The 25,174-nt window shown below is 64.2% G+C and carries 25 protein-coding genes; 13 read left to right on the top strand and 12 right to left on the bottom strand.

Annotation, left to right across the window (positions count from 1 at the left end; all coding sequences use genetic code 11):
• Window positions 1-60: 60 nt before the first annotated feature.
• On the bottom strand, window positions 61-531 hold the full coding sequence (locus AB2B41_RS05720; RefSeq protein ID WP_367876790.1) for a thioesterase family protein: 471 nt from the start codon (window positions 529-531) through the stop codon (window positions 61-63).
• A 79-nt stretch (window positions 532-610) separates the two neighbouring features.
• Window positions 611-2,119, bottom strand: coding sequence for an Asp-tRNA(Asn)/Glu-tRNA(Gln) amidotransferase subunit GatB (gene gatB / locus AB2B41_RS05725; RefSeq protein WP_367876791.1), 1,509 nt, complete (start codon window positions 2,117-2,119; stop codon window positions 611-613).
• Between the two features lie 215 nt (window positions 2,120-2,334).
• Here gatB and AB2B41_RS05730 point away from each other — a divergent pair, with 215 nt between their 5' ends.
• Window positions 2,335-2,739, top strand: coding sequence for an OsmC family protein (locus AB2B41_RS05730; RefSeq protein ID WP_367876792.1), 405 nt, complete (start codon window positions 2,335-2,337; stop codon window positions 2,737-2,739).
• A gap of 69 nt (window positions 2,740-2,808) precedes the next feature.
• Here AB2B41_RS05730 and AB2B41_RS05735 read toward each other — a convergent pair whose 3' ends face one another.
• Window positions 2,809-3,216 (bottom strand): universal stress protein, encoded by a 408-nt coding sequence (locus tag AB2B41_RS05735; protein WP_367876793.1) that lies wholly within the window; start codon window positions 3,214-3,216, stop codon window positions 2,809-2,811.
• A 180-nt stretch (window positions 3,217-3,396) separates the two neighbouring features.
• Between AB2B41_RS05735 and AB2B41_RS05740 the strand changes: the two genes are divergently transcribed.
• Window positions 3,397-4,263, top strand: a complete 867-nt coding sequence (locus AB2B41_RS05740; RefSeq protein WP_367876794.1) for an alpha/beta fold hydrolase — start codon at window positions 3,397-3,399, stop codon at window positions 4,261-4,263.
• Here the strand turns inward: AB2B41_RS05740 and AB2B41_RS05745 are convergent.
• Together AB2B41_RS05745 and AB2B41_RS05750 are read right to left on the bottom strand one after the other, a co-directional pair.
• Window positions 4,260-5,135 carry an adenylate/guanylate cyclase domain-containing protein gene (locus AB2B41_RS05745; RefSeq protein WP_367876795.1) on the bottom strand — a complete coding sequence of 292 codons (876 nt, stop codon included), beginning with the start codon at window positions 5,133-5,135 and terminating at the stop codon, window positions 4,260-4,262. The genes AB2B41_RS05740 and AB2B41_RS05745 overlap by 4 nt on opposite strands.
• A gap of 153 nt (window positions 5,136-5,288) precedes the next feature.
• Window positions 5,289-6,587, bottom strand: coding sequence for a hypothetical protein (locus AB2B41_RS05750; RefSeq protein ID WP_367876796.1), 1,299 nt, complete (start codon window positions 6,585-6,587; stop codon window positions 5,289-5,291).
• 259 nt (window positions 6,588-6,846) lie between these two features.
• Between AB2B41_RS05750 and AB2B41_RS05755 the strand changes: the two genes are divergently transcribed.
• Entirely contained in the window at window positions 6,847-7,593 is a 747-nt protein-coding gene (locus tag AB2B41_RS05755; protein ID WP_367876797.1) for a transglycosylase SLT domain-containing protein, read from the top strand.
• Here the strand turns inward: AB2B41_RS05755 and AB2B41_RS05760 are convergent, their stop codons facing one another.
• From AB2B41_RS05760 to pepN, 3 genes are read right to left on the bottom strand one after another with little or no spacing between them, the layout of a single operon-like run.
• Window positions 7,594-8,028 carry a hypothetical protein gene (locus AB2B41_RS05760; protein WP_367876798.1) on the bottom strand — a complete coding sequence of 145 codons (435 nt, stop codon included), beginning with the start codon at window positions 8,026-8,028 and terminating at the stop codon, window positions 7,594-7,596. It abuts the gene before it with no gap.
• Window positions 8,025-8,768, bottom strand: coding sequence for an SDR family oxidoreductase (locus AB2B41_RS05765; protein ID WP_367876799.1), 744 nt, complete (start codon window positions 8,766-8,768; stop codon window positions 8,025-8,027). Before AB2B41_RS05765 ends, AB2B41_RS05760 begins: the two co-directional genes overlap by 4 nt.
• A 3-nt stretch (window positions 8,769-8,771) precedes the next feature.
• Window positions 8,772-11,324 carry an aminopeptidase N gene (gene pepN / locus AB2B41_RS05770; RefSeq protein ID WP_367876800.1) on the bottom strand — a complete coding sequence of 851 codons (2,553 nt, stop codon included), beginning with the start codon at window positions 11,322-11,324 and terminating at the stop codon, window positions 8,772-8,774.
• Window positions 11,325-11,426: 102 nt separating this feature from the next.
• Here pepN and AB2B41_RS05775 point away from each other — a divergent pair, with 102 nt between their 5' ends.
• From AB2B41_RS05775 to AB2B41_RS05795, 5 genes are all read left to right on the top strand, one after another.
• A complete protein-coding gene (locus AB2B41_RS05775; RefSeq protein WP_367876801.1) occupies window positions 11,427-11,675 on the top strand; it encodes a hypothetical protein in 249 nt (82 codons plus the stop codon).
• 71 nt (window positions 11,676-11,746) lie between these two features.
• Window positions 11,747-11,899, top strand: a complete 153-nt coding sequence (locus tag AB2B41_RS05780) for a DUF2256 domain-containing protein (RefSeq protein ID WP_367876802.1) — start codon at window positions 11,747-11,749, stop codon at window positions 11,897-11,899.
• Between the two features lie 94 nt (window positions 11,900-11,993).
• A complete protein-coding gene (locus AB2B41_RS05785) occupies window positions 11,994-14,222 on the top strand; it encodes a malate synthase G (protein WP_367876803.1) in 2,229 nt (742 codons plus the stop codon).
• A gap of 70 nt (window positions 14,223-14,292) precedes the next feature.
• Window positions 14,293-14,718 carry a GlcG/HbpS family heme-binding protein gene (locus AB2B41_RS05790; RefSeq protein WP_367876804.1) on the top strand — a complete coding sequence of 142 codons (426 nt, stop codon included), beginning with the start codon at window positions 14,293-14,295 and terminating at the stop codon, window positions 14,716-14,718.
• A gap of 131 nt (window positions 14,719-14,849) precedes the next feature.
• The gene (locus tag AB2B41_RS05795; protein WP_367876805.1) at window positions 14,850-15,626 is read left to right on the top strand and encodes a gamma-glutamyl-gamma-aminobutyrate hydrolase family protein; all 777 of its coding nucleotides are present in this window, start codon (window positions 14,850-14,852) and stop codon (window positions 15,624-15,626) included.
• Window positions 15,627-15,654: 28 nt separating this feature from the next.
• On the opposite strand, the gene AB2B41_RS05800 is transcribed toward AB2B41_RS05795, so the two are convergent.
• Window positions 15,655-16,248, bottom strand: coding sequence for an REP-associated tyrosine transposase (locus AB2B41_RS05800; protein ID WP_367876806.1), 594 nt, complete (start codon window positions 16,246-16,248; stop codon window positions 15,655-15,657).
• 74 nt (window positions 16,249-16,322) lie between these two features.
• On the opposite strand from AB2B41_RS05800, the gene AB2B41_RS05805 reads away from it, so the two are divergent.
• The 4 genes from AB2B41_RS05805 to AB2B41_RS05820 all read left to right on the top strand — a co-directional run bounded on the left by AB2B41_RS05805 (window position 16,323) and on the right by AB2B41_RS05820 (window position 20,692).
• The gene (locus tag AB2B41_RS05805; protein ID WP_367876807.1) at window positions 16,323-16,832 is read left to right on the top strand and encodes a methyltransferase family protein; all 510 of its coding nucleotides are present in this window, start codon (window positions 16,323-16,325) and stop codon (window positions 16,830-16,832) included.
• A 134-nt stretch (window positions 16,833-16,966) separates the two neighbouring features.
• A complete protein-coding gene (locus AB2B41_RS05810) occupies window positions 16,967-18,547 on the top strand; it encodes a Re/Si-specific NAD(P)(+) transhydrogenase subunit alpha (RefSeq protein ID WP_367876808.1) in 1,581 nt (526 codons plus the stop codon).
• Between the two features lie 12 nt (window positions 18,548-18,559).
• Complete coding sequence (locus AB2B41_RS05815; protein WP_367876809.1) at window positions 18,560-20,077, top strand: NAD(P)(+) transhydrogenase (Re/Si-specific) subunit beta; 1,518 nt, start codon at window positions 18,560-18,562, stop codon at window positions 20,075-20,077.
• Window positions 20,078-20,230: 153 nt separating this feature from the next.
• The gene (locus AB2B41_RS05820) at window positions 20,231-20,692 is read left to right on the top strand and encodes a hypothetical protein (RefSeq protein WP_367876810.1); all 462 of its coding nucleotides are present in this window, start codon (window positions 20,231-20,233) and stop codon (window positions 20,690-20,692) included.
• 4 nt (window positions 20,693-20,696) lie between these two features.
• Here the strand turns inward: AB2B41_RS05820 and AB2B41_RS05825 are convergent, their stop codons facing one another.
• Together AB2B41_RS05825 and AB2B41_RS05830 are read right to left on the bottom strand one after the other, a co-directional pair.
• Window positions 20,697-20,987, bottom strand: coding sequence for a hypothetical protein (locus tag AB2B41_RS05825; protein ID WP_367876811.1), 291 nt, complete (start codon window positions 20,985-20,987; stop codon window positions 20,697-20,699).
• A 158-nt stretch (window positions 20,988-21,145) separates the two neighbouring features.
• Window positions 21,146-22,555 (bottom strand): MATE family efflux transporter, encoded by a 1,410-nt coding sequence (locus tag AB2B41_RS05830; RefSeq protein ID WP_367876812.1) that lies wholly within the window; start codon window positions 22,553-22,555, stop codon window positions 21,146-21,148.
• Window positions 22,556-22,750: 195 nt separating this feature from the next.
• Between AB2B41_RS05830 and AB2B41_RS05835 the strand changes: the two genes are divergently transcribed.
• On the top strand, window positions 22,751-24,034 hold the full coding sequence (locus AB2B41_RS05835; RefSeq protein ID WP_367876813.1) for a DUF3422 family protein: 1,284 nt from the start codon (window positions 22,751-22,753) through the stop codon (window positions 24,032-24,034).
• On the opposite strand, the gene AB2B41_RS05840 is transcribed toward AB2B41_RS05835, so the two are convergent.
• Entirely contained in the window at window positions 23,970-25,043 is a 1,074-nt protein-coding gene (locus tag AB2B41_RS05840; RefSeq protein ID WP_367876814.1) for a YeeE/YedE family protein, read from the bottom strand. The two genes, AB2B41_RS05835 and AB2B41_RS05840, sit on opposite strands and share 65 nt — an antisense overlap.
• Window positions 25,044-25,174: the final 131 nt, after the last annotated feature.

The following is a 25,174-nucleotide window of genomic DNA, read 5'->3' on the forward strand; positions in this document are numbered from 1 at the left end:
AGTTCGTGGGGCGTGCCGGGGTGAACCCCGGCCTACGGGTGATGGGTGTGAACACCCATCCTACCGCTTCAATCCAATCCGGCGGCCGATGCGGGAGGGGTCGGGCATGTCGGTCTGGGCGGCGGCGTAGCGGGCCAGCGCGTTCTGGATGTCCTGGGGCATGGGGGCCACCTTTGGCCCCGACTGGTCGACGTGGAGCGTCAGGCCCTCGGCAGTGGCGGCGAGCCAGCCGTCGCGGTGGTACATTTCCTGATAGGCGTGGAAGCGTTTCTCGTCGTGGGCGATGAGGTAGAAGGTGCAGCTGACCTCGTCGCCGAGATGCAGTTCGCGCAGGTAGCAGATGTGGAATTCGGCGATGTAGGTGGTGCAGCCCGTACGCTCCAGGTAGTCGGGGCCGAAGCCGAGGTCGGGGTAAAGCTGATCGACGGCCTCGTCAAAAAGGACATTGTAGTAGGCCATGTTGAGGTGGCCGTTGTAGTCGATCCATTCCGGTTTGACGGGCTGGAGGGCGGAGCGGAAGGGGACTTGCATGGGGGTCTCCTCAGGGTGGGGCTTGGCCCCACGTGTGGGGCACCTTTGGGAGGTGGGTAAGGTGGGGGCAGGCCCCACCCTACTTGAGTTTGCTGGCAACCAGTTCGTTGACCACCTTTGGGTTGGCCTTGCCGCCCGTGGCCTTCATCACCTGGCCCACGAACCAGCCTGCAAGCTTGGGGTTCTCCTTGGCCTTTTCGACCTGCGCGGGGTTGGCGGCGATGATCTCGTCCACGGCGGCCTCGATGGCGCCGGTGTCGGTGACCTGTTTCATACCTTCCGTCTCGACGATCTCGTTCGGCTCGCGGCCGGTGGTGTAGCAGATCTCGAAGACGTCCTTGGCGATCTTGCCGGAGATGGCGTCAGAGGCGATCAGGTCGATGATCTGGCCGAGTTGGGCGGGGGAGACGGGGCTTTCTGTGATGTCGCGGTCGTCTTTCTTGAGGCGTCCGAAAAGCTCGTTGATGACCCAGTTGGCGGCCATTTTGCCGTCGCGGCCTTCAGCGGTTGCTTCGAAATACCCTGCGGAGTCGAGGTCGGCGGTGAGGACGGAGGCGTCGTAGTCCGAGAGGCCGAAGTCGCCCATGAAACGGGCCTTCTTGGCGTCGGGGAGTTCGGGGAGGGTGTCGCGGATGTGGTCGACCCATTCTTGCTCGATCTCCAGGGGCAGCAGGTCGGGATCGGGGAAGTAGCGGTAGTCGTGGGCTTCTTCCTTGCTCCGCATCGAGCGCGTTTCCTGCTTGTCGGGGTCGAAGAGGCGGGTTTCCTGGACGACTTCGCCGCCCGCTTCGACGATGGCGATCTGGCGGCGGGCCTCGACCTCGATCGCCTGCTGGATGAAGCGCATGGAGTTCATGTTCTTGATTTCGCAGCGGGTGCCAAGGTGGGAGAAATCCTGCGTCTCCTGATAGCGTTCGTAATCGCCGGGGCGGCAGATGGAGACGTTGACGTCGGCGCGCATCGCACCCGATTGCATGTCGCCGTTGCAGGTGCCGAGGTAGCGCATGATCTGGCGCAGCTTGGCGAGGTAGGCGGCGGCTTCCTCCGGCCCTCGGATGTCGGGGCGGGAGACGATCTCCATCAGGCAGACGCCTGTGCGGTTGAGGTCGACGAAGGACATGGCGGGGTCCATGTCGTGGATGGATTTGCCCGCGTCCTGTTCCATGTGGATGCGTTCGATGCGCACCACGCGCGCGGTGCCGTCGCCCATCTCCACCAGCACTTCGCCTTCGCCAACGATGGGGTGGTAGAGCTGGCTGATCTGGTAGCCCTGCGGCAGGTCGGGGTAGAAGTAGTTCTTGCGGTCGAAGGCGCTCTTGAGGTTGATCTCGGCCTTCAGGCCCAGACCGGTGCGCACGGCCTGTTCCACGCAGTATTCGTTGATCACCGGCAGCATGCCGGGCATGGCGGCATCGACGAAGGCCACATTGCTGTTGGGCTCCGCGCCGAAGGCGGTGGAGGCACCCGAGAAGAGCTTGGCGTTGGATGAGACCTGCGCGTGGACCTCCATCCCGATGACAAGCTCCCAATCCTCTTTCGCGCCTGCGATGCGCTTGGGTTTCGGTGTGTCGTAGGTCAGATCGAGCATGGGGTGCCTCCGGCAAGATAAGCTGCCGCGGTCTTAGGACAGGCGGCTGAGTGCTGCAAGAGGCGAGGGGCTGAGGCGCTGGTCAGGAGGGTTCGCGACAGGGGGTGCCGCGTTATGGATCAGACTTGATATCCATCAAGCGTCCGGAATGCGCCCATGGCATCCTGGCTGGCACAGGATGGCAAGGATCGTTGCAACACGATGAGGAGTCGGTCATGGCCCAGGTGAGAACCGTTTACGACGGAGACCAACATTGCACGGCAAGCGATGCCGAGAAGGGGCTGTCGGTCGAGATGGACTGCCCATACAGCGGTAAGGGCGCGGAATTGTCGCCGGGCAATCTGTTAGAGGCGGCGCTGGCGGGCTGTATGTTGATCGCCATGGGACCGACGGCGACACGGGAGGGGATCGACCTTGCTGGTGCCGCGGTGAAGGTGACGACAGAGGCATCGCCGCCACCGAAGATCGCCTACACGGGCTTCGAAGTGGCCGTGACGATGCCCGCGGGCCTGACAGCATTTCAGCGGACCAAGTTGGAGCGGGCGGCGGACAGCTGTCCGATCAAGCACGCCTTTCGCGAAGATATCCGTCCGCGCGTCCGTTTCGTCTATCCAGACTGAGGAATTGGGGCCCATCAATGCGATGCGCCCGCGGCAGGCGCGGGCGCGGTCGTTACGGATGGTGAGGTATCACCGGATCACATGCACGGAGCATTTCGCATGACGCACGACGCGGGCGGCGGTAGAGCCGAGGAAGAAATCCTCCATCCCCGGTCGGTGTGAGGCGATCACGATGCAGTCGCATTTGTGCTGGTCCGCGTAGTCGAGAATGGCCCGGCCCGCGTGACCCGAGACCAGATGAATCTCGGCGTTGGGCAGGGCGTTCGCCGACTCCTTGGTCTCCTGCATGGCTTCCTCGCGCGTGTGGGCAAGGATCTCGGCGGGGATCTGCGTGCTGGCGTAGGAGGGGATCGTCTCCATCACGTGGATCACGTGGAACTTCGCGCCGTCAGCGGCGAGCGCCTGGGCCACTTCGTAGGATCCCGCGGTGTCGTGCTCCTTATCGAGAAGGACGGGGACGAGGATGTTCTTGTACATGGGCCGATCTCCAATCTGTTCGCCAAGTGGTGGCTGAGCTTAGAATGGGCGACCCTCTGCAACCTTGATCTGGGTCAAGGGGTAGGGGCAGGCAATTGTGCAGTGCCATACCGGCCGCATGCTGGTTGTGCTTTGTCATGGGTGGTGTGATGTTTCCCCGATGCAACGCGAGGGCGAGAGATGTTCGTGACGGTCAATGGTGCGCGGCTCTATTTTGATGTGGAGGGCGCGGGGCTGGTCCCGGATGGGAAGGAGATGCGCGCCAAGCCAACGGTGATCATGGTTCACGGCGGGCCGGGCGCGGATCATTCGGTTTCCAAACCTCATTTCTCGCAACTGAGTGATATTGCGCAGGTCATCTACTATGACCACCGGGGCAACGGACGCAGCGATTTTTGCGACGACAGCACCTGGAACCTCGCGCAGTGGGGGGACGATCTGAAAGGTCTGTGCGACGCGCTCGGAATTGAAAAGCCTATCGTGATCGGCACATCTTTCGGCGGTTTTGTCACGCTGTCCTATGCGACGCGCCATCCGGGGCATGCCGGCGCGCTGGTGTTGATCAGCACCGCTGCAAAAGTGGAATTCAGCGAGGTCTATGATGCGTTCGGTCGGCTGGGCGGGCCTGAGATCAGGCAGATTGCGGAGGACTACTGGGAAAATCCCACCGACGCGGGCCGGGCGGTGTACCGGGAAAAATGTGTGCCTTTCTACCAGAAGGCAGCCGACGCTTCGACGGACTGGCTGGAGCGGATCATCTGGCGCAATGAGATAGCGCTTTGGTTCAATGGGCCGAGCCATGAGCATGGCGCGATGGACTTTCGCGCTCAGCTTGGCTGGATAGAGTGTCCGGCGCTGGTGATGGTGGGTGAGGACGATCCGATCACACCGCCGGTTTTCAGTGACGCGATTGCTGCGGGAATTGCGGCGCGGGATTTGCGCTACGAGCGTTTTGCCGATTGCGGCCACGGTGTCGTTGCGGACAAGCCGGAGGCGGCCTTCGCGGAGATCAGGCGGTTTATTCTGGACGTATCGCTGGGCGGCTAGTCGGGCACGAGATCGTTCGTGGCATAGCGTATCACCGAGTCGGAAAGCGTCGCGTCGCGTGTGCCCACGAGGATCATGCCCACGCCGCTGAGCAACATCGAGCGGCGCTGGAGCGAGATTTCCTGTCCGTCCGCGGTGATCACCGTGCTGCCCGAGGAACTGTGATCGGTGTATTCAAGCTGTGCCGCGCGCAGCTCGAAGCTGCCGTGTTTGCGTGACACCCACGGATGGGCCAGCCGTGCCTCGCAATCGGCGGAGCGGCCGACCATGATGCTTTGCCCGTCGGTCAGTGTCCATGCCGCGCCATTGCACGACAGCGCGACAGAGTCCGTGCGCGGCCCCGTGTCCACCGATTTCGCCCCGAAGAGGACCGTCTGCGTGTCGAGATCGCCGACCGCGAAGGAGTGGACGCGCACGGGGCTTTCCTTGCCTTTCAGCTTCAGCCCGCCCATCGAGACGCAAAGCGCGCGGTTACGCTCTGACAGCTTTTCGAAGACGGTGTCACCAAGCAGGATCTCGCCTGGCTTTGCAAGTGTGGCGAGGCGCGCGGCGGTATTGACCGCGTCGCCGTAGATGTCTGCCTCGTGGGTGACGAGCTCTCCGTGATAGGCGCCCGCATGGACGGCCAGACCGTCGGGCCAGTCGTCCTCGATCATGGCGCGCGCGGCCTTGAAGGCGCTGTCGGCGTCGGAGAAATGGCTCAGCGTATCGTCGCCCTGGGATTTCACGCAGGTGCCGCCGTTCTCCTCGACGATGGTGCGCATGCGGGCGAGGATGCCGCTGATGCGCGAAAGCGCCTCGCGATCGGACATCCGGTCGTAAAGCTTGGTGCTGCCCGTGACATCGGCAATCAGAACGTGTGCCGTCGCCATATTGAAGAATGCTCCGCGCGGTCAGGCGACCCCCCAGCGGCCGCTCCGGCCGAGAGTAGGATTTGGGCTGCGGGAAAGCAACGTTTTCGCCACACGCGGGCTGCGTAAACGGGCGGTTTGAACGGGAATGAGGCAGCGCACCATGCGCGCGGGTCAATGCGCCATGGCAACGGGGCCGGTGTCCGTGAAGACAATTCGCTTGCCCGCTGCGATTTCCTTGCTGAAGATCGAGGTGATCAGCCTGATGGCGTCGTCTCGTCCGGACGCCGCAAAGCGGGCGGGCGAGTGGACACGCAGAGTGTTGTCGAAGCCGCGCGCGGCATGGGCCCAGATCATCGGGTGCAGTTCAGTCAGATACTTGCGCACGATCCAGTCGGCGCATTTGGCAAGCTCGCCGCGCACGTGGTCTGCCTTGTCGTTGCCCGAAAAGGCCTGACCCATGGAATTGGCGCAATAGGCGGCGAGCAGGTTGACCGTGTAGGGATCGCTGCGGCGCTCAAGGATATCCCGCATGCCTTCGATGAAAAAGTCGAGATCGAGGTTTGCGCAGGCCTGATCGTCGTAGGCGATGGCGTCGAACTGCACCCATGTATAGCCGCCCGCACCCCAGGTCTCCTCGACCTTGGCAGCGGTGCGCCGGGCTTCGAGTTCGAGTGCCTTGTAGGAACCGTACCAGCGCGGCAGCAGGTGGCTGCCCATGGCGCGCATCGGGCGCGGGTTGGCATGGTTGAGATCGACCAGAACCTCGTAGCGGTCGGCTGCCTGACGTTCGTCCACGTCGATGCCACCCAATAGGGCGCAACAGGCCGAGGCCAGCAGCGGCGAAGCGGATTTCAGCGGGCAGAAGGCGGACAGGATTTCCTGCGCGCGTTCGAAATGCGCCTCGAAGGCCGCGCGGTTGCGGTCCGGCACCTCGGTGTCCCAGGCATTGCCGCGCCAGGCCCAGCCGATGTCCATATGGGCTTGCGCCACGATACAGGCCACCACGTAGGACTTCGGGTATTCGGCCAGCACATGCTCGAGCGCCTCGATCCCCGCCAGAAGCGGTGCGCCCCGGGCCGGGCGCCCGTCGATGAGGGCATGTTCGGCGGCGTTCACCACGTCGGCGCGTGCCCCGTAGGCAAGAAGTTCGGCCACCGACATCGTGCCGGGGGTCATGTGGCGCTTGCTGTCGGCGTCCTTGATCAGGCGGATCAGATCGTCCCATCGTTCCTGCCGGACGAGGTGTTGCGCACGGCTCTGGTGCTTGTCGCGGATCGCGTCTTCGGCGGTCGGGTCCGGGCAGAGGATTTCGAGCGCGTTGCCCGGAGGCGCGGACATGACCGTGCGGGGCCGCCGCCGCTTGATCTGGTTCGGCACCAGAGGGGGCAGCGGTGCGTCGGCCGGAACACTCTTGCCCGCGCGGCCAAGGGTGCCGAGGTATTTTCCGACAAGGGTGCGCAGCGGGGTCATGTAGGTCGGGTCCAGTTCGGTGCGGTGTCGAGCATGTGATGCCGCGCCAATTGGGCAAGAGAGTGGCGGCGGCGCGGAGATATCGCGGTGTTTCTCAAGCCTCGGCGGGTTCGTGCCGATGCCAAGGCTTTGTCTCTTTCGCTGTATTGTTCGCGGATCGGCGACGTTTTCCCGGTACGCCGTCCAATTGTTTCCAGATCGTGCCCTGATTGTGGCAATTTGTTGGCGTCGATTAAGTTTCTTTAGCATAATCAACCGGATGAAGTTGCTGCTGATCCCTTTTCTACTGGCTTGCTGCCTGGGTGCCCGCGTCGCGGAGGCCGAGGTGTTGCCGCCGCCGGAGATGCGGAGCGAGCCCGCGGTGGCGGGCTTCGCCTTCGTCCAGCCGGGTGTGGGGTTCGCGGCAACGCTTGTTCCGACTTCGCGGTTCGGCGCAACCCTCCGGCCTCCGGTGCGACCTGCGACCCTGCCGCAGACCCGCTGGCAGCACATGGAGGACCACGCGCTTTGGACGCGGGCGGCGCTGTCGGCGCTCAAGGCGCATGGCAAGCCGCTGGTAGATCTGGTGCCGGGGGACATCGGCAACTGGTGCCCGCGCTATCCCGAGGCGACCGAGGCGGAGCGGCGGGCGTTCTGGGTGGGGTTCATGTCGGCGCTGGCCAAGCACGAGAGTACCTACCGTCCCTGGGCCGTGGGCGGGGGTGGCAAGTGGTACGGGCTGCTGCAGATTCTGCCCGCCACGGCGCGCGGCTACAAATGCAACGCGCGTACCGGGCAGGGGCTGAAGAACGGCGCGGCGAACCTGAGCTGTGCGGTCCGCATCATGGCGCGCACGGTGCCGCGCGACGGGGTCATTCACGGCTATCGCGGGCGCAAGGGGCAGGGGGTGACAGCCGACTGGGGGCCGATGCATTCGGCCTCGAAGCGGCGCGATATGGCGGGTTGGCTCAAGGAGCAGGCCTATTGCCAGCCGATGGGCAGTTTGCGGCCGCGGGCGCGCCCCTGATCACTGGAAAAGCTGGAAATGCGCGCGGCGGGTTTTGAGGCCGCGCTGGTTGAGTTCGTTCTCGAAGCTCTCGTGCGGCGGCGTTGCCTCGTAGGGCAGGCGGATTCTCGTGCCGGTCCGCGTCACCAGTGTGACGCGGACCGAGAGGTCGAGACGGGTGTCAAGGCGGACGTGGTCGATCTCGCTCAGCGCTACCTCGCCGCCGCGCTTGCCGCTGAACCAGGTGATCCTCTCGTCGTCGAGCGTCAGGCCACTGAGCGGATTGGCGTAGTGATCCCACATGGCGGGCAGGGTGAAAGCGGCGAGCAGGAAGACGATCCATGCGGCCATGTCGAGAAAGACCCAACCCATCACCAACGCCGTCCATATGGCGATGATCAGAAGGGCCGTGCGTTTGTCACGGCTCTGTCGTTCATAGGTGAAAGGCTGGCTCACCGCCCGCCGGTGACGTCGAGGGTGGAGCCCGTCACGTAGGACGCCTCGTCCGACAGGAGCCAGAGCACGGCCTGTGCCACTTCTTCAGCACTGCCGGGGCGGCGCATGGGGACCATATGGGCAAGGCGTTCGGCGCGGCCCGGCTCGCCGCCCTTGGCGTGAATGTCGGTCTCAATAAGGCCCGGAGCCACGGCCATGACGCGCAGGCCTGCGGGGGCAACCTCGTCCGACAGGCCCTTGGTGAAGATGTCGATGGCGGCCTTGGAGGCGGCGTAGTCGACGTATTGGTTGGCCGAGCCAAGGCGTGCGGCGGCGGAGGAGATGTTGACGATCACGCCTTTACCGCCGGGTTCCATCCGTTTGACGGCACCTTGGGCGACCAGCAAGGCGCCGATGACGTTGACATCGAATATTTGGCGAATGCGATCGGCGGGCATGTCGGCCACGCGGGCGGTGGGGGCGACGATGCCTGCGTTGTTGATCAGCGCGTCGAGGTGGTCGAAGCGGTCGTCGATCTGCGCGTACATCGCGGCGATGTCGGCCTCTTTCGCGACATCGACCTGCATGACCAGCGTGCGCGCCCCTTCGGCTTCGCAGGCGGCGGCGACCTTGGCCGCGCCTTCGGCGTCGGAGTTGTAGGTGAGGGCGAGGTCATAGCCTTTTGTGGCGGCGAGGCGCGCGCAGGCGGCACCGATGCCGGCAGAAGCACCGGTGACGAGGCAGAGGGGACGGTCGGTCATGGGTCAGGCTCCGATGATACGGGTGAGCATTTCGGTGGTGTCACGGCTAAGGTCCGGCGTGTCGAGGATGCGGGTGAGTTCCGCCTTGATTTTCGCCTGCCGGTCCGCGTCGTAGCGCTTCCATGTCTGGAAGGCGGAGCACATGCGCGCTGTGGTTTGCGGGTTGAGCGGATCGAGGGTGATCAGCCAGTCGGCAAGCAGGGTGTAGGCGGCACCGCTTGCGTGGTGAAAGCCTGCGTGATGCGCGGCCAATGCACCGAAGACCGCGCGGAAGCGGTTGGGGTTCTTGTGGTTGAACGCGGGGTGTTTGGTGAGCCGTTCTGCAGTGGCGGCGGCGTCCTCGGGCTCGGCCTCCATCACCTGCAGACCGAACCATTTGTCCATGACGAGGCGGTCGTCTTTCCATTGCTCCTCGAACCGGGCGAGCATCCCGTCGCCTTGCCCTGCGCGGATGTCGCAAGCGAGGGCGGCGAGTTGCTGGGTCATGTTGTCGGCGCTGGCGTATTGCTTTGCCGCGAGGCCCGCACCTTCGGCGCGGGTGATGAGGCTGAGCATGGCGTTGGCGAGGGCACGTTTGCCGGATTGTTCGGCGTCAGGCTGATAGGGTTCCGTGACCTGATTGGCGGTGTAGAGCGCGTGCAGGTCGTCTTTCAGATGGCTGGCGAGGATGTCGCGCATGGATTCGGTGGCGTCGTAGATCGCCGCGGGGTCAGGGGTCTTGCCAGCCTCGTGGAGCGTGTTGGCAAGGTCGGACTGGCTGGGCAGGCCGAGCATCAGGGCGCGGTAGGCGGGGTCGAGACTGTCGTCGGTGACGACGGCGCGGAGGCCGTCGAGGTAGGCTTTGTCGACAGGTGTGGCGGTTTCGATGATGCCGAGAAGGGCCTTGCGGGCCAGCGTGCGGCCTGCCTCCCAGCGGTTGAAAGGGTCGTTGTCGTGCGCCAAAAGATGCGCGCGGTCAGCGTCGCTCTGGTCATACTCCAGCACCACCGGGGCGGAGAAGCCGCGCAGGATGGAGGGAACGGGGCGGCCTTCCAGTGAGGTGAAGCGGAAGATCTGGGTTTCCTCGTGAAGCTCGACGGTCTGGGTTTCTAGGACTTCCGTGCCGTCGGGGCCGATGAGGCCGAGGGCGATGGGGATGACCTGCGGTTTCGGGTCGGGCGTGGCGGTGGAGGGCGGGGTGTGTTGGGTCAAGGTGAGGGTTAGCTCATCCAGTTCGAAGCTTTCCTCGACCTTCACGCGGGGGGTGCCCGCCTGTGAGTACCAGCGCTTGAATTGGGTGAGGTACCGGCCTGTCGTGTCCTCGAAGACCTTGAGCCAGTCCTCGATGGTGGCGGCGTCGCCGTCGTGGCGTGTGAAGTAGAGGTCGAGGGCTTTGTAGTAGGCCTCGTCGCCGACGAGGGTTTTAAGCATGCCGATCACCTCGGCACCTTTTTCATAGACGGTGGCGGTGTAGAAGTTGTTGATCTCCTGAAAGCTCTCGGGGCGCACGGGGTGGGCCAACGGGCCTTGGTCCTCGGGGAACTGGCGGGCGCGCAGGTCGATGACGTCGGAGATTCGTTTGACGGGGGCGGAGCGCATGTCGGAGGTGAATTGCGCGTCGCGGAAGACGGTGAGGCCTTCCTTGAGGCAGAGCTGGAACCAGTCGCGGCAGGTGATGCGGTTGCCGGTCCAGTTGTGGAAATACTCGTGGGCGATGATGGCCTCGATCCGCTCGAAATTCATGTCGGTGGAGGTTTCGGGGGAGGCGAGGACGGCGGAGGAGTTGAAGATGTTCAGGCCCTTGTTCTCCATCGCGCCCATGTTGAAGTCGTCGACGGCGACGATGTTGAAGAGGTCGAGGTCGTATTCGCGGCCGTAGACGTCCTCGTCCCATTTCATGGATTTCTTGAGAGCTTCCATGCCGAAGGCGCATTTGCCCTCGTCGCCGGGGCGGACGTAGAGATTCAGGTCCACGTGCTTGCCGGACATGGTGGTGAAACTGTCGGAATGGGCAACGAGGTCACCGGCGACAAGGGCGAAGAGGTAGGCAGGCTTGGGGTGCGGGTCGTGCCACTTGGCGCGGTGTTCGGAGGTCTCAATCGGGTTGCCGTTGGACAGCAGCACCGGGTGCGGGCCGTTGATGGTGACATCGAAGGTGGCCATCACGTCGGGGCGGTCGGGGTAGTAGGTGATCTTGCGGAAACCCTCGGCCTCGCACTGGGTGCAGTACATGCCGTTCGACATGTAGAGACCTTCGAGGGCGGTGTTGTTGGCCGGGTCGATCTCTACCTCGGCCTCCCAGATGAAGGGGGCGTCGGGGACGGCGCAGGTGAGGCCTTCGTCGGTTTGCTCGGTGTTGACGGGTTCGCCGTCGATGCGGGCGGAGATCAATTTCAGGTTTTCGCCATGCAGGAAAAAGGTGCGGTCCTTGGCGTCCGGGTTGGGGCGGAAGGCGATGCGGCTTTTCACACGGGTGGCGTTGGGGGCGAGATCGAAGGTCAGATCGACCTTGTCCACGATGAAACCGAAAGGCGTATAGTCGGCGAGATAGACGGTCTTGGGGGCAGCGTCGCGCATTTCTTGCACCTTTTTCTTGGAACCATGAGTTGGCTGGCACGTTATCTAGGCAACCAAGGACCCTCAACGGGTCAATTTGCACGAGTTTGAAGGAGACATGACATGTCCGCACCCGACACGAACGTTGAACGCCAGGAAGACACCCATAAGCCCGCCCTTCTGGGCATTCGCGGCGCGCTGATCTTTGGCTTTGCCATGATCCTGCTGATGGTCATCTTTACCTTTTCACGCGGCGAAGACCCCAGCGCCGAGACGCTGATCGGCTCTGAAGCCGAGCGCGTCGAAGGTGAACGCCCCGGGGCAGGTGTTGCGATTGATACCTATGCGCCTGGCACGAACGAGACCAACTAAGGGCGAACGGATCCGCGCAAGGGCGGTGCAGGCGGGAGCTTGCGCCGCCTTTTGCTGTGCAGGAGGTCGTGATGGCGAAGATGCGTAAGAAGGGTGATCTGCCCAGCAAGCTTTGCGCGACCTGCGGACGGCCTTTCAACTGGCGCAAGAAATGGGCGCGGGTCTGGGACGACGTGAAATATTGTTCGGACCGCTGCCGGGCGGAGAAAACCGCGCAAAAGTGACATTTGGTCACATTTTCTTACCAAACGGCATTGTCGCGCTTTCCCTTTCGCACTAAAGGTTTCCGAAAGGAAACCCTGGGAGAGGACGAAGATCATGTCAGGCCGCGCGGATAAACACGGATTGCAGGTGGACCCCAAGCTGGTCGCCTTTGTGGAAGAGCGGGCCTTGCCCGGCATCGGCGTCGATACGGATCACTTCTGGGCGTCGTTCTCGGACATCGTGCATGAGCTGGGGCCGAAGAACCGGGCGCTCTTGGAGACGCGCGAGAAGATGCAGGGGCAGATTGACGCCTGGCACAAGGAGCGGGCGGGCCAGCCCCATGACGCGGCGGCTTATACGTCCTTTCTGAAAGAGATCGGATACCTCGTCCCCGAGGGGCCGGATTTCGAGATCGAGACGGAAAACGTGGACCCCGAGATTGCCGCTGTGCCGGGGCCGCAGCTGGTGGTGCCGATCACCAATGCGCGGTTCGCGCTGAACGCGGCGAATGCCCGCTGGGGCAGTCTTTATGATGCGTACTACGGGACCGACGCGCTGGGCGATCTGCCGCAGGGCGGGGGCTATGACCCGGCGCGGGGCGCGCGCGTGGTGTCGGCGGCCAAGGCGTTCCTCGACAAGGCGGTGCCGCTGATGTCCGGCAGCCACAGCCAGCTTGTCGGCTACCGCGTGGTGGACGGCGCGCTGGAGGGCGTGATCCTGAACGATCAGGACCATCGCGGCACGCAGACTACCCAGAGCGATGTGCCGTCTTCTGGGCAGTCGGCCAACGTGCTGCACGGGATCGCGCTGGCCGATCCGACGCAGTTCGCGGGCTTCAAAGGCACGGCGGAGGCACCGACGGCGGTGCTGTTGAAGAACAACGGGTTGCACATCGAGATCCAGATCGACGCGGAGCACAACATCGGCAAGACCGATCCCGCTCATGTGTCGGACATCGTGGTCGAGGCGGCCATGTCCACCATCATGGACTGCGAGGACAGCGTGGCCACGGTGGATGCCGAGGACAAGGTGCTGGCCTATGGCAACTGGCTGGGCCTGATGAAGGGCGATCTGGAAGAGACCTTCGAGAAGGGCGGCAGGCAGATGACGCGGCGGATGAACCCGGACCGCGTCTATATGGCGCCGGATGGGTCGGAACTGACGCTCAAGGGCCGGTCGCTGATGCTGGTGCGTAACGTGGGGCACCTGATGACGAACCCTGCCATCCTCGACCGCGACGGCGCGGAAGTGGGCGAGGGGTTGATGGATGCGATGATCACCACGCTGATCGCGATGCACGACCTTGCGAAAGAGGGCGGCAATTCGGTCAAGGGCTCGGTCTATGTAGTGAAGCCCAAGATGCACGGGCCCGAGGAAGTGGCGTTCTCGGACGAGATTTTCACGCGGGTCGAAAAGGCGCTGGGTCTGCCGCAGAACACGGTCAAGATGGGGATCATGGACGAGGAGCGGCGCACCTCGGCGAACCTCAAGGAATGTATCCGCGCGGCGAAAGCGCGGGTGGCGTTCATCAACACGGGTTTCCTGGACCGGACGGGGGATGAGATTCACACCTCGATGGAAGCGGGGCCGATGATCCCCAAGGGCGAGATGAAGAATGCCGCCTGGATCAAGTCCTACGAGGATCGCAACGTGGACATCGGGTTGGCCTGCGGGTTGCAAGGGCGCGCCCAGATCGGCAAGGGCATGTGGGCGATGCCGGACCGCATGGGTGAGATGCTGGAGACCAAGATCGGGCATCCGCAGGCCGGTGCGAATTGCGCCTGGGTGCCGTCGCCCACCGCCGCGACGCTGCATGCGATGCATTACCACGAGGTAGACGTGCTGGCGCGTCAGGACGAGATCAAGGCGGGCGGGCCGCGTGGGACGCTGGAGGACCTGCTGACCATCCCGGTGATGGCGGGGCGGAACCTTTCCGACGAGGCGATCAGCCGCGAGATCGAGAATAACGCGCAGGGCATCCTTGGATACGTGGTGCGCTGGATCGATCAGGGGGTTGGCTGTTCCAAGGTGCCGGACATTAATGACGTGGGGCTAATGGAGGACCGCGCGACCTGCCGCATCTCGGCGCAGGGGCTGGCGAACTGGCTGCACCATGGTGTGGTGAGCGAAGAGCAGGTGCGCGGTGCCATGGAGAAGATGGCCGCCGTGGTGGACCGTCAGAACGCGGGCGATCCGCTCTATCATCCGATGGCACAGGGGTTTGACGGGATCGCCTTCCAGGCTGCCTGTGATTTGGTGTTCAAGGGGCGGGTGCAGCCTTCGGGCTATACCGAGCCGGTGTTGCATGCGCGGCGCCTTGAGCTGAAAGCGGCGCAGGGCTGAGAGGGGTGCGAGCGAGGGGCCAGCCCCTCGCGCTCCCCGGAGTTGTAGTGGAAAGATGAAGGGATAGGGAATGGCTGTTTCATTGCGCAAGGCGCGGACGATCATCAGGAAGGCGCTCGAGAAAGGGCGCGAGATGGAGCTGAAGCCACTGTCGGTGGTGGTTTTGGACGCAGGCGGTCATGTGCAGGCCTTCGAGCGGGAGGACGGCGCGTCTCCGGGCCGGTTCGGGATCGCCCATGGCAAGGCCTATGGTGCCGTGATGCTGGGGCTGGCGGGGACGGCGCAGATGAAGCGGGCCGAGGATCAGGCCTATTTCATGGCCGCCGTGAACGGCGTTTTCGGCGGGCAGGTGGTGCCGGTGCCGGGCGGCGTGCTGCTGCGTGACAAGAAGGGCGCCGTGATCGGGGCCGTTGGCGTCACGGGCGACTCCTCTGACAACGATGCCAAGGCCGCGATGGCGGGGATCGAGGCGGCGGGGCTGATCGGGGAGATTTGATCCTGCCTGCCCGTTTTCAGGGCAGTATGCCGGGATTGATCAATCCTTGGGCAAAGTGACGGGCGGCGGTCCTTGAGGGGCTGCCGCCCTTTGCGTATATAGATGCAAACGCAGGCAATCTCAGGTGATCCATGGTTCGTCCCGTCGTCGGCATTATCGGCAATTCCTATCTGCTGAACGATCAGTACCCGGTACATGCAGGGGGTCGGATGAATTCGGACGCGATTGCCGATGTGGCGGGCTGCGTGCCGATGATCATTCCCGCCGATCCGCGCCATGTGAGCGTTGAAGAGCTTTTGGAGATTTGTGACGGGTTCCTGCTGACCGGGGGGCGGCCGAATGTTCACCCGGAGGAATACGGTGAGGCGGCGACCGAGGCGCATGGGGTGTTCGACCGGGCGCGCGATGCGATCTCGCTCCCGCTGGTGCGGGCCTGTGTGGAGCGGGGGCAGCCCTTTCTCGGCATCTGCCGGGGGTTTCAGGAAGTGAACGTCGCGATGGGCGGGACTTTGTATCCTGAGATCCGGGAGTTGCCGGGGCGGATGAACCACCGGATGCCGCCAGATGGCACGCTGGAAGAGAAGTTCGAGCTGCGCCATGACGTGACCTTTACGGAAGGCGGGGTGTTTCACGAGTTGATGGGCAGCCACGTCGTGCGCACCAACACGCTGCACGGGCAGGGAATCAAGCGGGCGGGGCCGCGGATCGTGATTGACGGGCATGCGGATGATGGCACGCCCGAGGCGATCTATGTGCAGGGCGCGCCCGGCTATACGCTTGCGGTGCAGTGGCATCCGGAGTGGAACGCGGCGGGGGACCGGGTGTCGCGACCGTTGTTTGCAAGCTTTGGCGATGCGGTGCGGGCCTGGGCCGAGGGTGAGCGAGCGCCGGCGCTGAAGGCTGTCTGAGGGCGTGGGGGTGGACGGGGCGTCCACCTTACGGGGCCTTGCCCTGCTGTTTCATGGAAAGGCGATCTGCGACCCAGGCGCTCAGGGGCGCGCGCGGTTTCGTAAGGTGCGGGTGTCCCGCACCAAAGCCTATGGGATGGGGCGGCGCGGGGCCGTTTTTCAGATCACGGTGCAGCGACGTATGCGGCCAGTCCTGCGGGCGGGGGCAGAGACCGGCCTGCACGGGACTGAGGTAGATCATGTCCCGGTGGCGGGCGTAATCCTCGGCATCGCGGATTTCGTGTTCCCAGAAGCGGCGCTGCCAGATGCCTTTCTCGCCCCGCCTGATCTGCGATGGCGTGCGATGCGATGGCAGGGGTTGCGCGCGGGAGAAATGGCTTTTCAGCATGACGATGCGGCTGGAGTAATCCGCGTCGCCGGGCGGCAGGGTCCAGAGCGTGTGGATCGCGGCGGGCAGCACTGTGATCGCATCGATCCGGAAGGGGCGGTGGGCCAGCACCTCGCGCATGGCGCGGCGCAGGTCGTCGATGCGGCGGGTCAGCAGATCGCCGTGGCGGTCGGCGAGGCGGAGGGTGAAGAAATAGGTGGCCCCGGGGGTGCGGCGGCGGATGTAGCTGGACATGGACGCAGGCTAGGGCTTTCCTGGTTAATGGGTGGTTAAACCCCGGGGTGCCGGAGGTATGGCGTAAGGTGGGCATGCTGCCCACCCCGAAGGGAGAACGGATGGCGGAGCGGCGCGATACGGGGCGGTTGACGGGCCTTCAGATGGTCGACCTGCCGCCGGTCTGGCTGGTGGGGGCGATCCTGCTGGTGCGGGTCCAGGCGACGCTCTGGCCCGGGGCGACCCGCCGCTTTGCGCTGACCGATGGGGCGGGCATCCTGCTGGTGGCAGCAGGTATTGCGCTGATGCTCTGGGCCATCGCGGCCTTTCGCGCCCATCGTACGACGGTGGTGCCGCATCATACGCCCACGCGCATCATTACCTCGGGCCCCTTTGCGCGCAGCCGCAATCCCATCTACCTCGGTGATGTGCTGGTTTTGACCGGCGTGATCCTCTGGTGGGGTGCCTGGCCGTCGCTGGTGCTGATTCCCGCCTTTGTCTGGATCCTTACGCGACGCTTTATTGCGCCTGAGGAGGCTCGGATGAAAGAAAGTTTCGGGGCGGAATTCGAGGCCTTTGCTGAAAAAACGCCACGCTGGCTGTGAAAATCACCATATTGGCCAAGTTTTGCGCCTTGCCACGCTTGTAGATACCCCCTGACCGCGCTAGTTGCTCCGGATGCAAATGCGGGGCCCCGGGGTGCCCGCGTTCATCCTGTGACCAAGATGGGGGAGACAGCGTGAAGATCGGAACGCCGAAAGAGACCTTCGAGGGAGAGAACCGCGTCGCGATGACGCCGGAATCCGCCCAGATGCTGCAGAAGCTGGGCCATGAATGCGTGATCGAAGCCGGTGCGGGCGAGAAGGCGGGTTTTGCCGATGCGCTTTACAAGGAGGCCGGTGTCGAGGTGGTCAAGACCGCCGCCGCCCTCTGGAAAGCCGCAGACGTGGTGGCCAAGGTGCGCGTGCCCGATGACGCCGAGATGAAGCGCCTGCGCGAGGGGCAGACGCTGATTTCGTTCTTCTCTCCGGTTGCGGACGAGGACAAGATGAAGGCCGCCGCCGACAAGGGCGCGACCGTCATCGCGATGGAGATGATCCCGCGTATCAGCCGCGCGCAGAAGATGGACGCGCTGTCCTCGATGGCGAATATCGCGGGTTACCGCGCGGTGATCGAGGCGGGCAACAACTTTGGCCGGTTCTTTACCGGTCAGATCACGGCGGCAGGCAAGGTGCCGCCCGCCAAGGTGCTGGTGATCGGCGCAGGCGTTGCGGGTCTGGCGGCCATTGGCACGTCGACCTCGCTGGGCGCTGTGACCTATGCTTTCGACGTGCGGCCGGAGGTGGCCGAGCAGGTCGAGTCGATGGGCGCGGAGTTCGTCTATCTCGACTTTGAGGAAGAGCAGCAGGACGGGGCCGCCACCGGCGGCTATGCCTCTGTTTCCTCACCCGAATTCCGCGAGGCGCAGCTGGCCAAGTTCCGCGAGCTGGCGCCCGACATGGACATCGTGATCACCACCGCGCTGATTCCGAACCGCGAGGCGCCGGAGCTTTGGACCGAGGATATGGTCAAGGCGATGAAGCCGGGGTCGGTGATCGTAGACCTTGCCGCCGAGAAGGGCGGCAACTGCAAGCTGACCGTGAAGGACGAAAAGATCGTCACCGACAACGGTGTGACGATCATCGGCTATACCGACTTCCCCAGCCGGATGGCGACGCAGGCGTCCTCGCTTTATGCGACGAACATCCGTCACCTGATGACGGACCTGACGCCCGAGAAGGACGGTAACGTCAACCACAACATGGAAGACGACGTGATCCGGGGCGCGACCATCGCGCACGGCAAGGAAGTGACCTTCCCGCCACCGCCGCCGAAGGTGGCCGCGATTGCGGCGCAGAAGAAGAAAGAGCCCGCCAAGCAACTGACGGCGGAAGAGAAGGCGGCCAAGGAGCTTGCCGAGTTCAAGCAGCAGACGCGCAATCAGGTGACGCTGCTGACCGTCGGGGCGGCGCTGGTTCTGGGGGTCGGGTTGATCCCCGGCATGCCCGCAAGCTTCATGCAGCATTTCATCGTCTTCGTGCTGGCGGTCTTCGTCGGTTTCCAGGTGATCTGGAACGTGGCGCATTCGCTGCACACCCCGCTGATGGCGGTGACGAACGCGATCTCGTCGATCATCATCCTGGGCGCGCTCATCCAGATCGGATCGTCCAGCGTTCTGATCACGATACTGGCAGCACTCGGTATCTTCATGGCCGCCGTGAACATCTTCGGCGGCTTCCTTGTCACCCGGCGCATGCTCGCCATGTTCCAGAAGTCTTAAGGGGGCGAGAGAATGGAAAACGCATTTACCATTGCGGCCTACGTTGTTGCAGGCATCCTGTTCATCCTGTCGCTGGGCGGACTTTCCGGGCAGGAAAGCGCCAAGCGCGCGGTCTGGTACGGGATCGTCGGCATGGCGATTGCGGTCCTCGCGACGCTCATCGGTCCCGGTTCGGGGCTGTGGCTGCTGTCGCTGATCCTGATCGCGGGCGGTGCAGCCGTGGGCTATCAGCTTGCGACCCGCGTCGAGATGACCCAGATGCCGGAGCTGGTGGCGATCATGCACAGCCTCGTCGGTCTGGCGGCGGTCTTTGTCGGCTTCAACGCCGATATCATGATCAACTACATCGGCAATATCTACGAGGCCGAGGGCCTTGTGATGGGGGCCGTGGGCGACGATGGGATCACGGCCATCGGGTTGCCGAAAGAGATCTACGAAGGTCTGTCGGCCTTTGGTCAGTTGATCGCCAAGAAGTCGAGCGTCGAGATCGGCATTTTGCGTGTTGAACTGGTGCTGGGCATTTGGATCGGGGCGGTAACGTTTACAGGGTCCGTGATTGCCTATGCCAAGCTGGCGGGCTCGTCCTCGAGGCTGCCGTTCCAGGTGGACACGGGGGCCAAGAAGCTGCCCGGCGGTCATCTGCTGAACGCAGGTGCTGCGGCGCTTTCGGTGCTTCTGCTGATCATTTACCTGTCGGGCGGCGGGTCCTGGGCGCTGGTGCTGTTGACGCTGGCGGGGCTGTTTATCGGGTATCACCTGATCATGGGGATTGGTGGCGCGGACATGCCGGTCGTTGTGTCCATGCTGAACAGCTATTCCGGCTGGGCGGCGGCGGCGATTGGTTTCTCGCTGGGCAACGATCTGCTGATCGTGGTTGGTGCCTTGGTTGGTTCCTCTGGTGCGATCCTGTCCTACATCATGTGCAAGGCGATGAACCGCTCCTTCATCTCCGTTATCCTTGGTGGCTTCGGTGGCCCGGCGGGCGAGCAGATGGCCGTGGAAGGCGAGCAGGTGGCGATCGAGGCGGATGGTGTCGCTCAGGCGCTGAACGACGCTGACAGCGTGATCATCATTCCGGGCTATGGCATGGCCGTGGCACAGGCCCAGGGGGCCGTGAGCGAGCTGGTCAAGAAGCTGCGGGCCAAGGGCAAGAACGTGCGTTTTGCCATTCACCCCGTCGCGGGGCGTCTGCCCGGCCACATGAACGTGCTGCTGGCCGAGGCCAAGGTGCCCTATGACATCGTGCTGGAGATGGACGAGATCAACGAGGACTTCCCGGATACGGACGTGGCCATCGTGATCGGCTCCAACGACATCGTGAACCCTGCGGCTCAGGACGATCCGAACAGCCCCATCGCGGGGATGCCGGTGCTGGAGTGCTGGAAGGCCAAACAGGTCTTTGTGTCGAAGCGCGGGCAGGGGACCGGGTATTCCGGGATCGAGAACCCGCTGTTCTTCAAGGAGAACACGCGCATGTTCTACGGGGACGCCAAAGCGTCGCTGGACAAGCTGCTGCCGCTGATCGACTGATTTGAAGCCAAGAAGATGCATCAAACGCCCCGCCAATGGCGGGGCGTTTTGCGTTGGCGGGTATGACAACCTGGCGAGGGCCGTCGCCGGATCATAATTCTGCCGTCTTTCCCGGGCACAACAACCGCAGGCTGAACGGTGAAGGGTTGTCTCATGTCATACACGCTTGTCCCTCCGCGCGCGCCCTCCTGGGGGCTGGCCGGTTTCATTCTGGGTGCAATCGCGCTGATCATCGTCGCGGTGCATGTCTCGGCGATGTTCGCGGAGCCGGAGCAGAGTGCCGGGACGAAGATCGGGGAGATCGCCGCCGAGATCCGTCAATCCGCCCTCCGCAGCCTGTCCGGGCAGCCGAAGCCGGAGCCGGAGCCGGAAGTGGTGGCGCCGTCGATCTTCAGTTACCTGATGCTGGCGGCACCGGTACTGGCTGGGCTTGCGGCCATTTTGGGGGCGATCGGGCTTTTCCGGCGCGAGGCGCTGCCACTGCCCCTCATGGCCATCGGACTGGGCCTTGCAGCGGTGGTCATGCAATATGCGATCTGGCTCGCCCTGCTGGCGGCGGGCGTTTGCCTGATGGTCGCCATTCTGAACAATCTCGGCAGTATCCTCGGCGAGTAGCCTGTCAGATCGCGTGGGCGAGGGTGCCCATCATGAAATCGCGGCTGTACTTGAGGCAGCGCACGCGCGGGTCGCCGTCGGAGCGGCGCATCACCGTGTCGTAGTCCGCAAGGCAGATGAGCTGGGCGTCGTTGCGGATGATGCGGAAATCGCGGTCCTCGAGGAAGGTGGCGCGAAACTCGTCGGCCAGTTCGGCCGAGGAGAAATTGAGGATGGTGGTCGTGCCGCCCGCGTTGTTCAGCAGGCCGTAGCAGACAACCTTCTGTTTCTCGAAGGTGAAGTCTGCGAATTCCATGATGCTTTCCTGAAAACTCTGCATTGGCCCTCCGGCAGGTGGGCGCAGGTCCCTTTCCGCGCCAAGCTAGGTTAACAGAGGGTGAAATAGCGCAATAGTGGAAATCGTCCAAAAGGTCCGATCAGCCCCGGGCAGTGCCGAAAGATTAGGCGGTCCTCTCAGCGCGGCACAAGCCGCAGCGGGCCCGCCACCAGGGCGTTGTCGGTGGCCAGAAGGCCCGTGCCCCTTGCTGATATTACCGCGGCCCAGCCTGCCAGGACGTTGGCCAGAACAGCGGCTGCGATGATCCCGGTGTAACCGAGGGTCAGTGCGCCGATCCAGGCCAGCGGAAGGTACAGCGCCAAGATGCGGCCGAGGCTGAGGCTCATCGACCAGACGGCCTTGTCCCGCGCGTTCATCGCGGCGTTCGCGGTGACGACAAGGCCGTAACCGAAGAGCGACAGGCCGACGAAACGCAGGTAGATGGCGGCATAGCGCGCGTCCTCCTCGCCGGAGGCGAAGACGCCTGCCAGCGGTTCGGCGAAGATCGCGAGGACCAGCGCCACCAACAGACCATAGCCCATGCAGAACCAGAAGGCCGTCGCGGTGGTCGCCTTGGCGCGGTCCTGTTTCTCGGCCCCCCAGTTCTGGCCGATCACCGGGCCGATGCCCGAAGAGAGCGCCAGCAGCGGAACGAGCGCCATGGACTGGATACGCGTGGCCGCGCCGAAACCTGCCACGGCAGCCTCGCCCACGGTGGCGACGGCGGCGGTGACCAGGGCCATGCCCGCCGGGTTGATCGCGTTTGAGAAGGCGGCGGGCAGGCCCACGTTCAGGATCGTCCTGACCGATTGCAGGAAGCCCGAGGCGATGCTGCCGCACCAGCCCAGCAGACTGCGCCGCCAGGCGATGTAGAGCGCCAGTGCCACGGCGATCATGCGGCCCGTCAGCGTCGCGGCGGCGGCCCCGGTCATGCCAAGCTCGGGCAGGCCCCACATGCCGAAGATCAGCAGCGGGTTCAGCCCCACGTTCACCAGCGCCGCCAAGACCATGATCCATGCGGAGGTCAGGCTGTCGCCGTGCGCGCGAAAGACGGCGTTGGTGATCATCATCACCACGAGGAAGGGAAAGCTCATTGCCCAGACGGGGATATAGGCGGCGATGTTGTCGCTGACCTGCTCCGTGGCGCCAAGGGCCGAGAAGATCAGGGGATAGATCAGCCACATCAGCAGCGCGACCGCGAGCGACAGCGCGAGGCCGAGGCCGATGGCATGCAGGCCCAGCCTGCGGGTTGCCTCATCAACGTCGCCGCGGCCCACGCCCTGGCTGAGCGCCGCATTCGCCCCGGCGCTGAGCCCGATAGAAAGCGAGGTCACCGCCGTTGTCACCGGATAGATGAAGCCCACGGCAGCCAGTGCCGATCCGCTGAGCTGTCCAAGGAAATAGGCATCCGCCAGCCCGACGCTGAGCACCGCGAAGATGCCGAAGCTCATCGGCGCGGACATCGCGGCCAGCGCCCGCCAGACGGGCCCCTGGGTCAGGTCACGCTTGTTGTCGCTGGATCCGTCTGATTGGGCTTGGTCGGGCAATTGCTGGTCCTCATCGGCATCGCTCAGGAACGCCGCAGGTAGCGCGGGGTTCCAATTCTGCCAGTGATTGCCGGGACTTGGGCGGCGTCAGTATACAAATGTACACGGCCAACATCCTGAAAAATATCACTTTTCTCTGTTCAAATGGAAAAATGCCTCTATGTATGGAACGAAGTGAAGACCACGGACAGGCCCATGGCACCGATCAAAGACTATCCCCAGCGCTATGCCCTGACCGGCGAATTGCACGCGCGTCCCTTTCCGTCGCTCAAGGCACCGTCCTCGGTCGTGTTCCTGGCGATCAAGCAGCCCGAAGACGCCGCCAGCCGCGACAAGAGCGAGGACATGGCGCATCTGATGGCGCTTCTTGACCACTATGGCGCGCCCAAGCCCGATCCGCAGGCCACGCATTATTTCTGCGAGTTGGGGAAGTTCTTTCTCAAGTGGGAGCAGCATACCGAGCTTGTCACCTATACGGTCTTTCGCAAGGACCTGGGCGACAGGGCCTTTGACCCCGGTGAGTTCGAGGTTTTTCCCGACTACTGGCTGAGCGAGGCTCCGGGCGGGCGGATCACCTCGGCGCTCGTGCGGCTGATGCCCCGCCCGGCGTCGGATGAGGAGATCAAGGAAAAGTTGGCTGAATGGTTCGTGCCGGAAAGCCTCGCGGTGGCGAACGTGCTCGAGGAGGCGGCGGTCGTCGCGTCGGATTTTCGGATCGATTCGGCGGGGCATCTGCGGATCGCGGTCTTTACCGACGCGTCAACCGGAGACCGGCGCAACGGACGGATCGTGCAGCGGCTCTGCGAGATCGAGACCTACAAGGCGGCCTCGATGCTGGGCTTTTCGATGGTGCGCTGGATGGCGCCGCAGCTCAATGCGCTGGACGCGAAGCTGACCGACCTGATGGCGCAGATGCGCGGGCCGTCGGCAAAGGCCGAGGACACGCTGCACGCGCTTCTGGACGTGTCGGTCGAGCTGGAGACGCTGGCGGCCAAGACTGCTTTTCGTTTCGGCGCGACGGGGGCCTACAAGGCGATCGTCGATCAGCGCATCGAGGCCCTGCGCGAGACACGGTTCATGGGTCGGCAGGGCTTTGCGGAGTTCATGATGCGCCGCTACGAGCCCGCGATGCGCACCGTCCAGTCAAGCGAGAACCGTCTTGGCACCATGTCCGCGCGGGCGATCCGGGCCTCGGAGCTTTTGCGGACACGGGTGGACGTGGAACGGTCGGCCCAGAACCAGGAGATCCTGGCCAGCATGGACAAGCGGGCCGATCTGCAGCTGCGCTTGCAGCGCACGGTCGAAGGGTTGTCGGTGGTGGCGATCAGCTATTACGCGGTGTCGCTGGCGGGGTATCTTCTTTACCCCGCCTCGGAATGGCTGGGGGTCAGCAAGGGATTGCTGTCCGCCCTGATCACTCTGCCGGTTGTAGGGGCCGTGTGGCTGATGGTGCGGCGCCTGCGGAAGCACCTTGGTTGAGCAGCGCCTGGGTGAGTTTCGCCCCGACGGCGATCATCGCGATGGCGAGGATTGCTGCGACCGAGAGCGTCGGCACGCCTGAGAGGCCCGCGCCCAGCGTACAGCCGCCCGCCAGCACGCCGCCCACGCCCATCAGCGCGGCACCGGCCATGTAGCGGCCCGTCAGGCGGGCGGTCTCGAAGCTTTGCCACTGGAAGCCGCCGAAGATCAGGCTGGAGACCAGCGCGCCGCCCAGGACACCCGCGATCAGGCCCGTGCCGAAGCCCGGTGCGATGGAGGTGCTGGCGATGCTCCAGAAGAGCGTATCGGCGGCGGGGGAGGTGAAGGAGAGGCTTTCGAGCGCGATGGGATCGAAGTCGTCGTAGAGGACGAAGCCGGTGCCGACCCATGCGGCGGGGACCAGCAGGCCGATCAGGGCCGCGAGCGCGAGCATTGAGAGCGAGTTGCCCGAGCGCAGGGCGAAGACGAGTGCCGCGAGTGCAATCACGCCGGACCAGAACAATGCGCCGCCGGGCAGGGCGGCAAGGGTGATCGCCTCGCCCATGTCGACGGTCACGGAGCCGAGCGCCGTGCGCACGGGGGCCAGAACGCCTTTCAGGGTCATGTGGGCGACGACAGCGAAGGCCAGCAGTACGAGACCCGCGCGCAGGTTGCCGGAGCCAGCGAGGACAGTGAGGCGCGACACGCAGCCGCGGGTCAGTACCATGCCCGCGCCGAATAGCAGCCCGCCGACGGCGATGGCGAGAACGGGCATCTCGGCGGTCATGAAGCGGTGGTCGTCGAAGGAGATAAGACCACCTGCCACGGCCGCCTGCGTGCCGACCACGGCGACGGCAAGGGCGGTGAGCCAGACACCGGCGGCGGCGCGGCTGTCGTCGCCGACCACGGCGCGGCGGAAGCAGAATTTGGTGACCTGTGCCAGCACGCCGAAGAGCGCGCCGATGATCAGGGCGAAATAGACCGCAGCCTGGGGCGCGGTCAGCTTTTCAAAGCCGAGCGATTCGAACATGGTTTTTCCCCAAATCAGGACGTTCGTTCCATTTGGAGCGGGATATCGGCGCAATCAAGCGTGGTATGGGTCAGGAATTGGCGTCGGACCGGAACACCTTCCTGCATCAGCGGTATCTGAGGGACGGAAGT

This window comes from Sulfitobacter sediminis (genome assembly GCF_040811725.1).
Classification (GTDB): domain Bacteria; phylum Pseudomonadota; class Alphaproteobacteria; order Rhodobacterales; family Rhodobacteraceae; genus Sulfitobacter; species Sulfitobacter sediminis.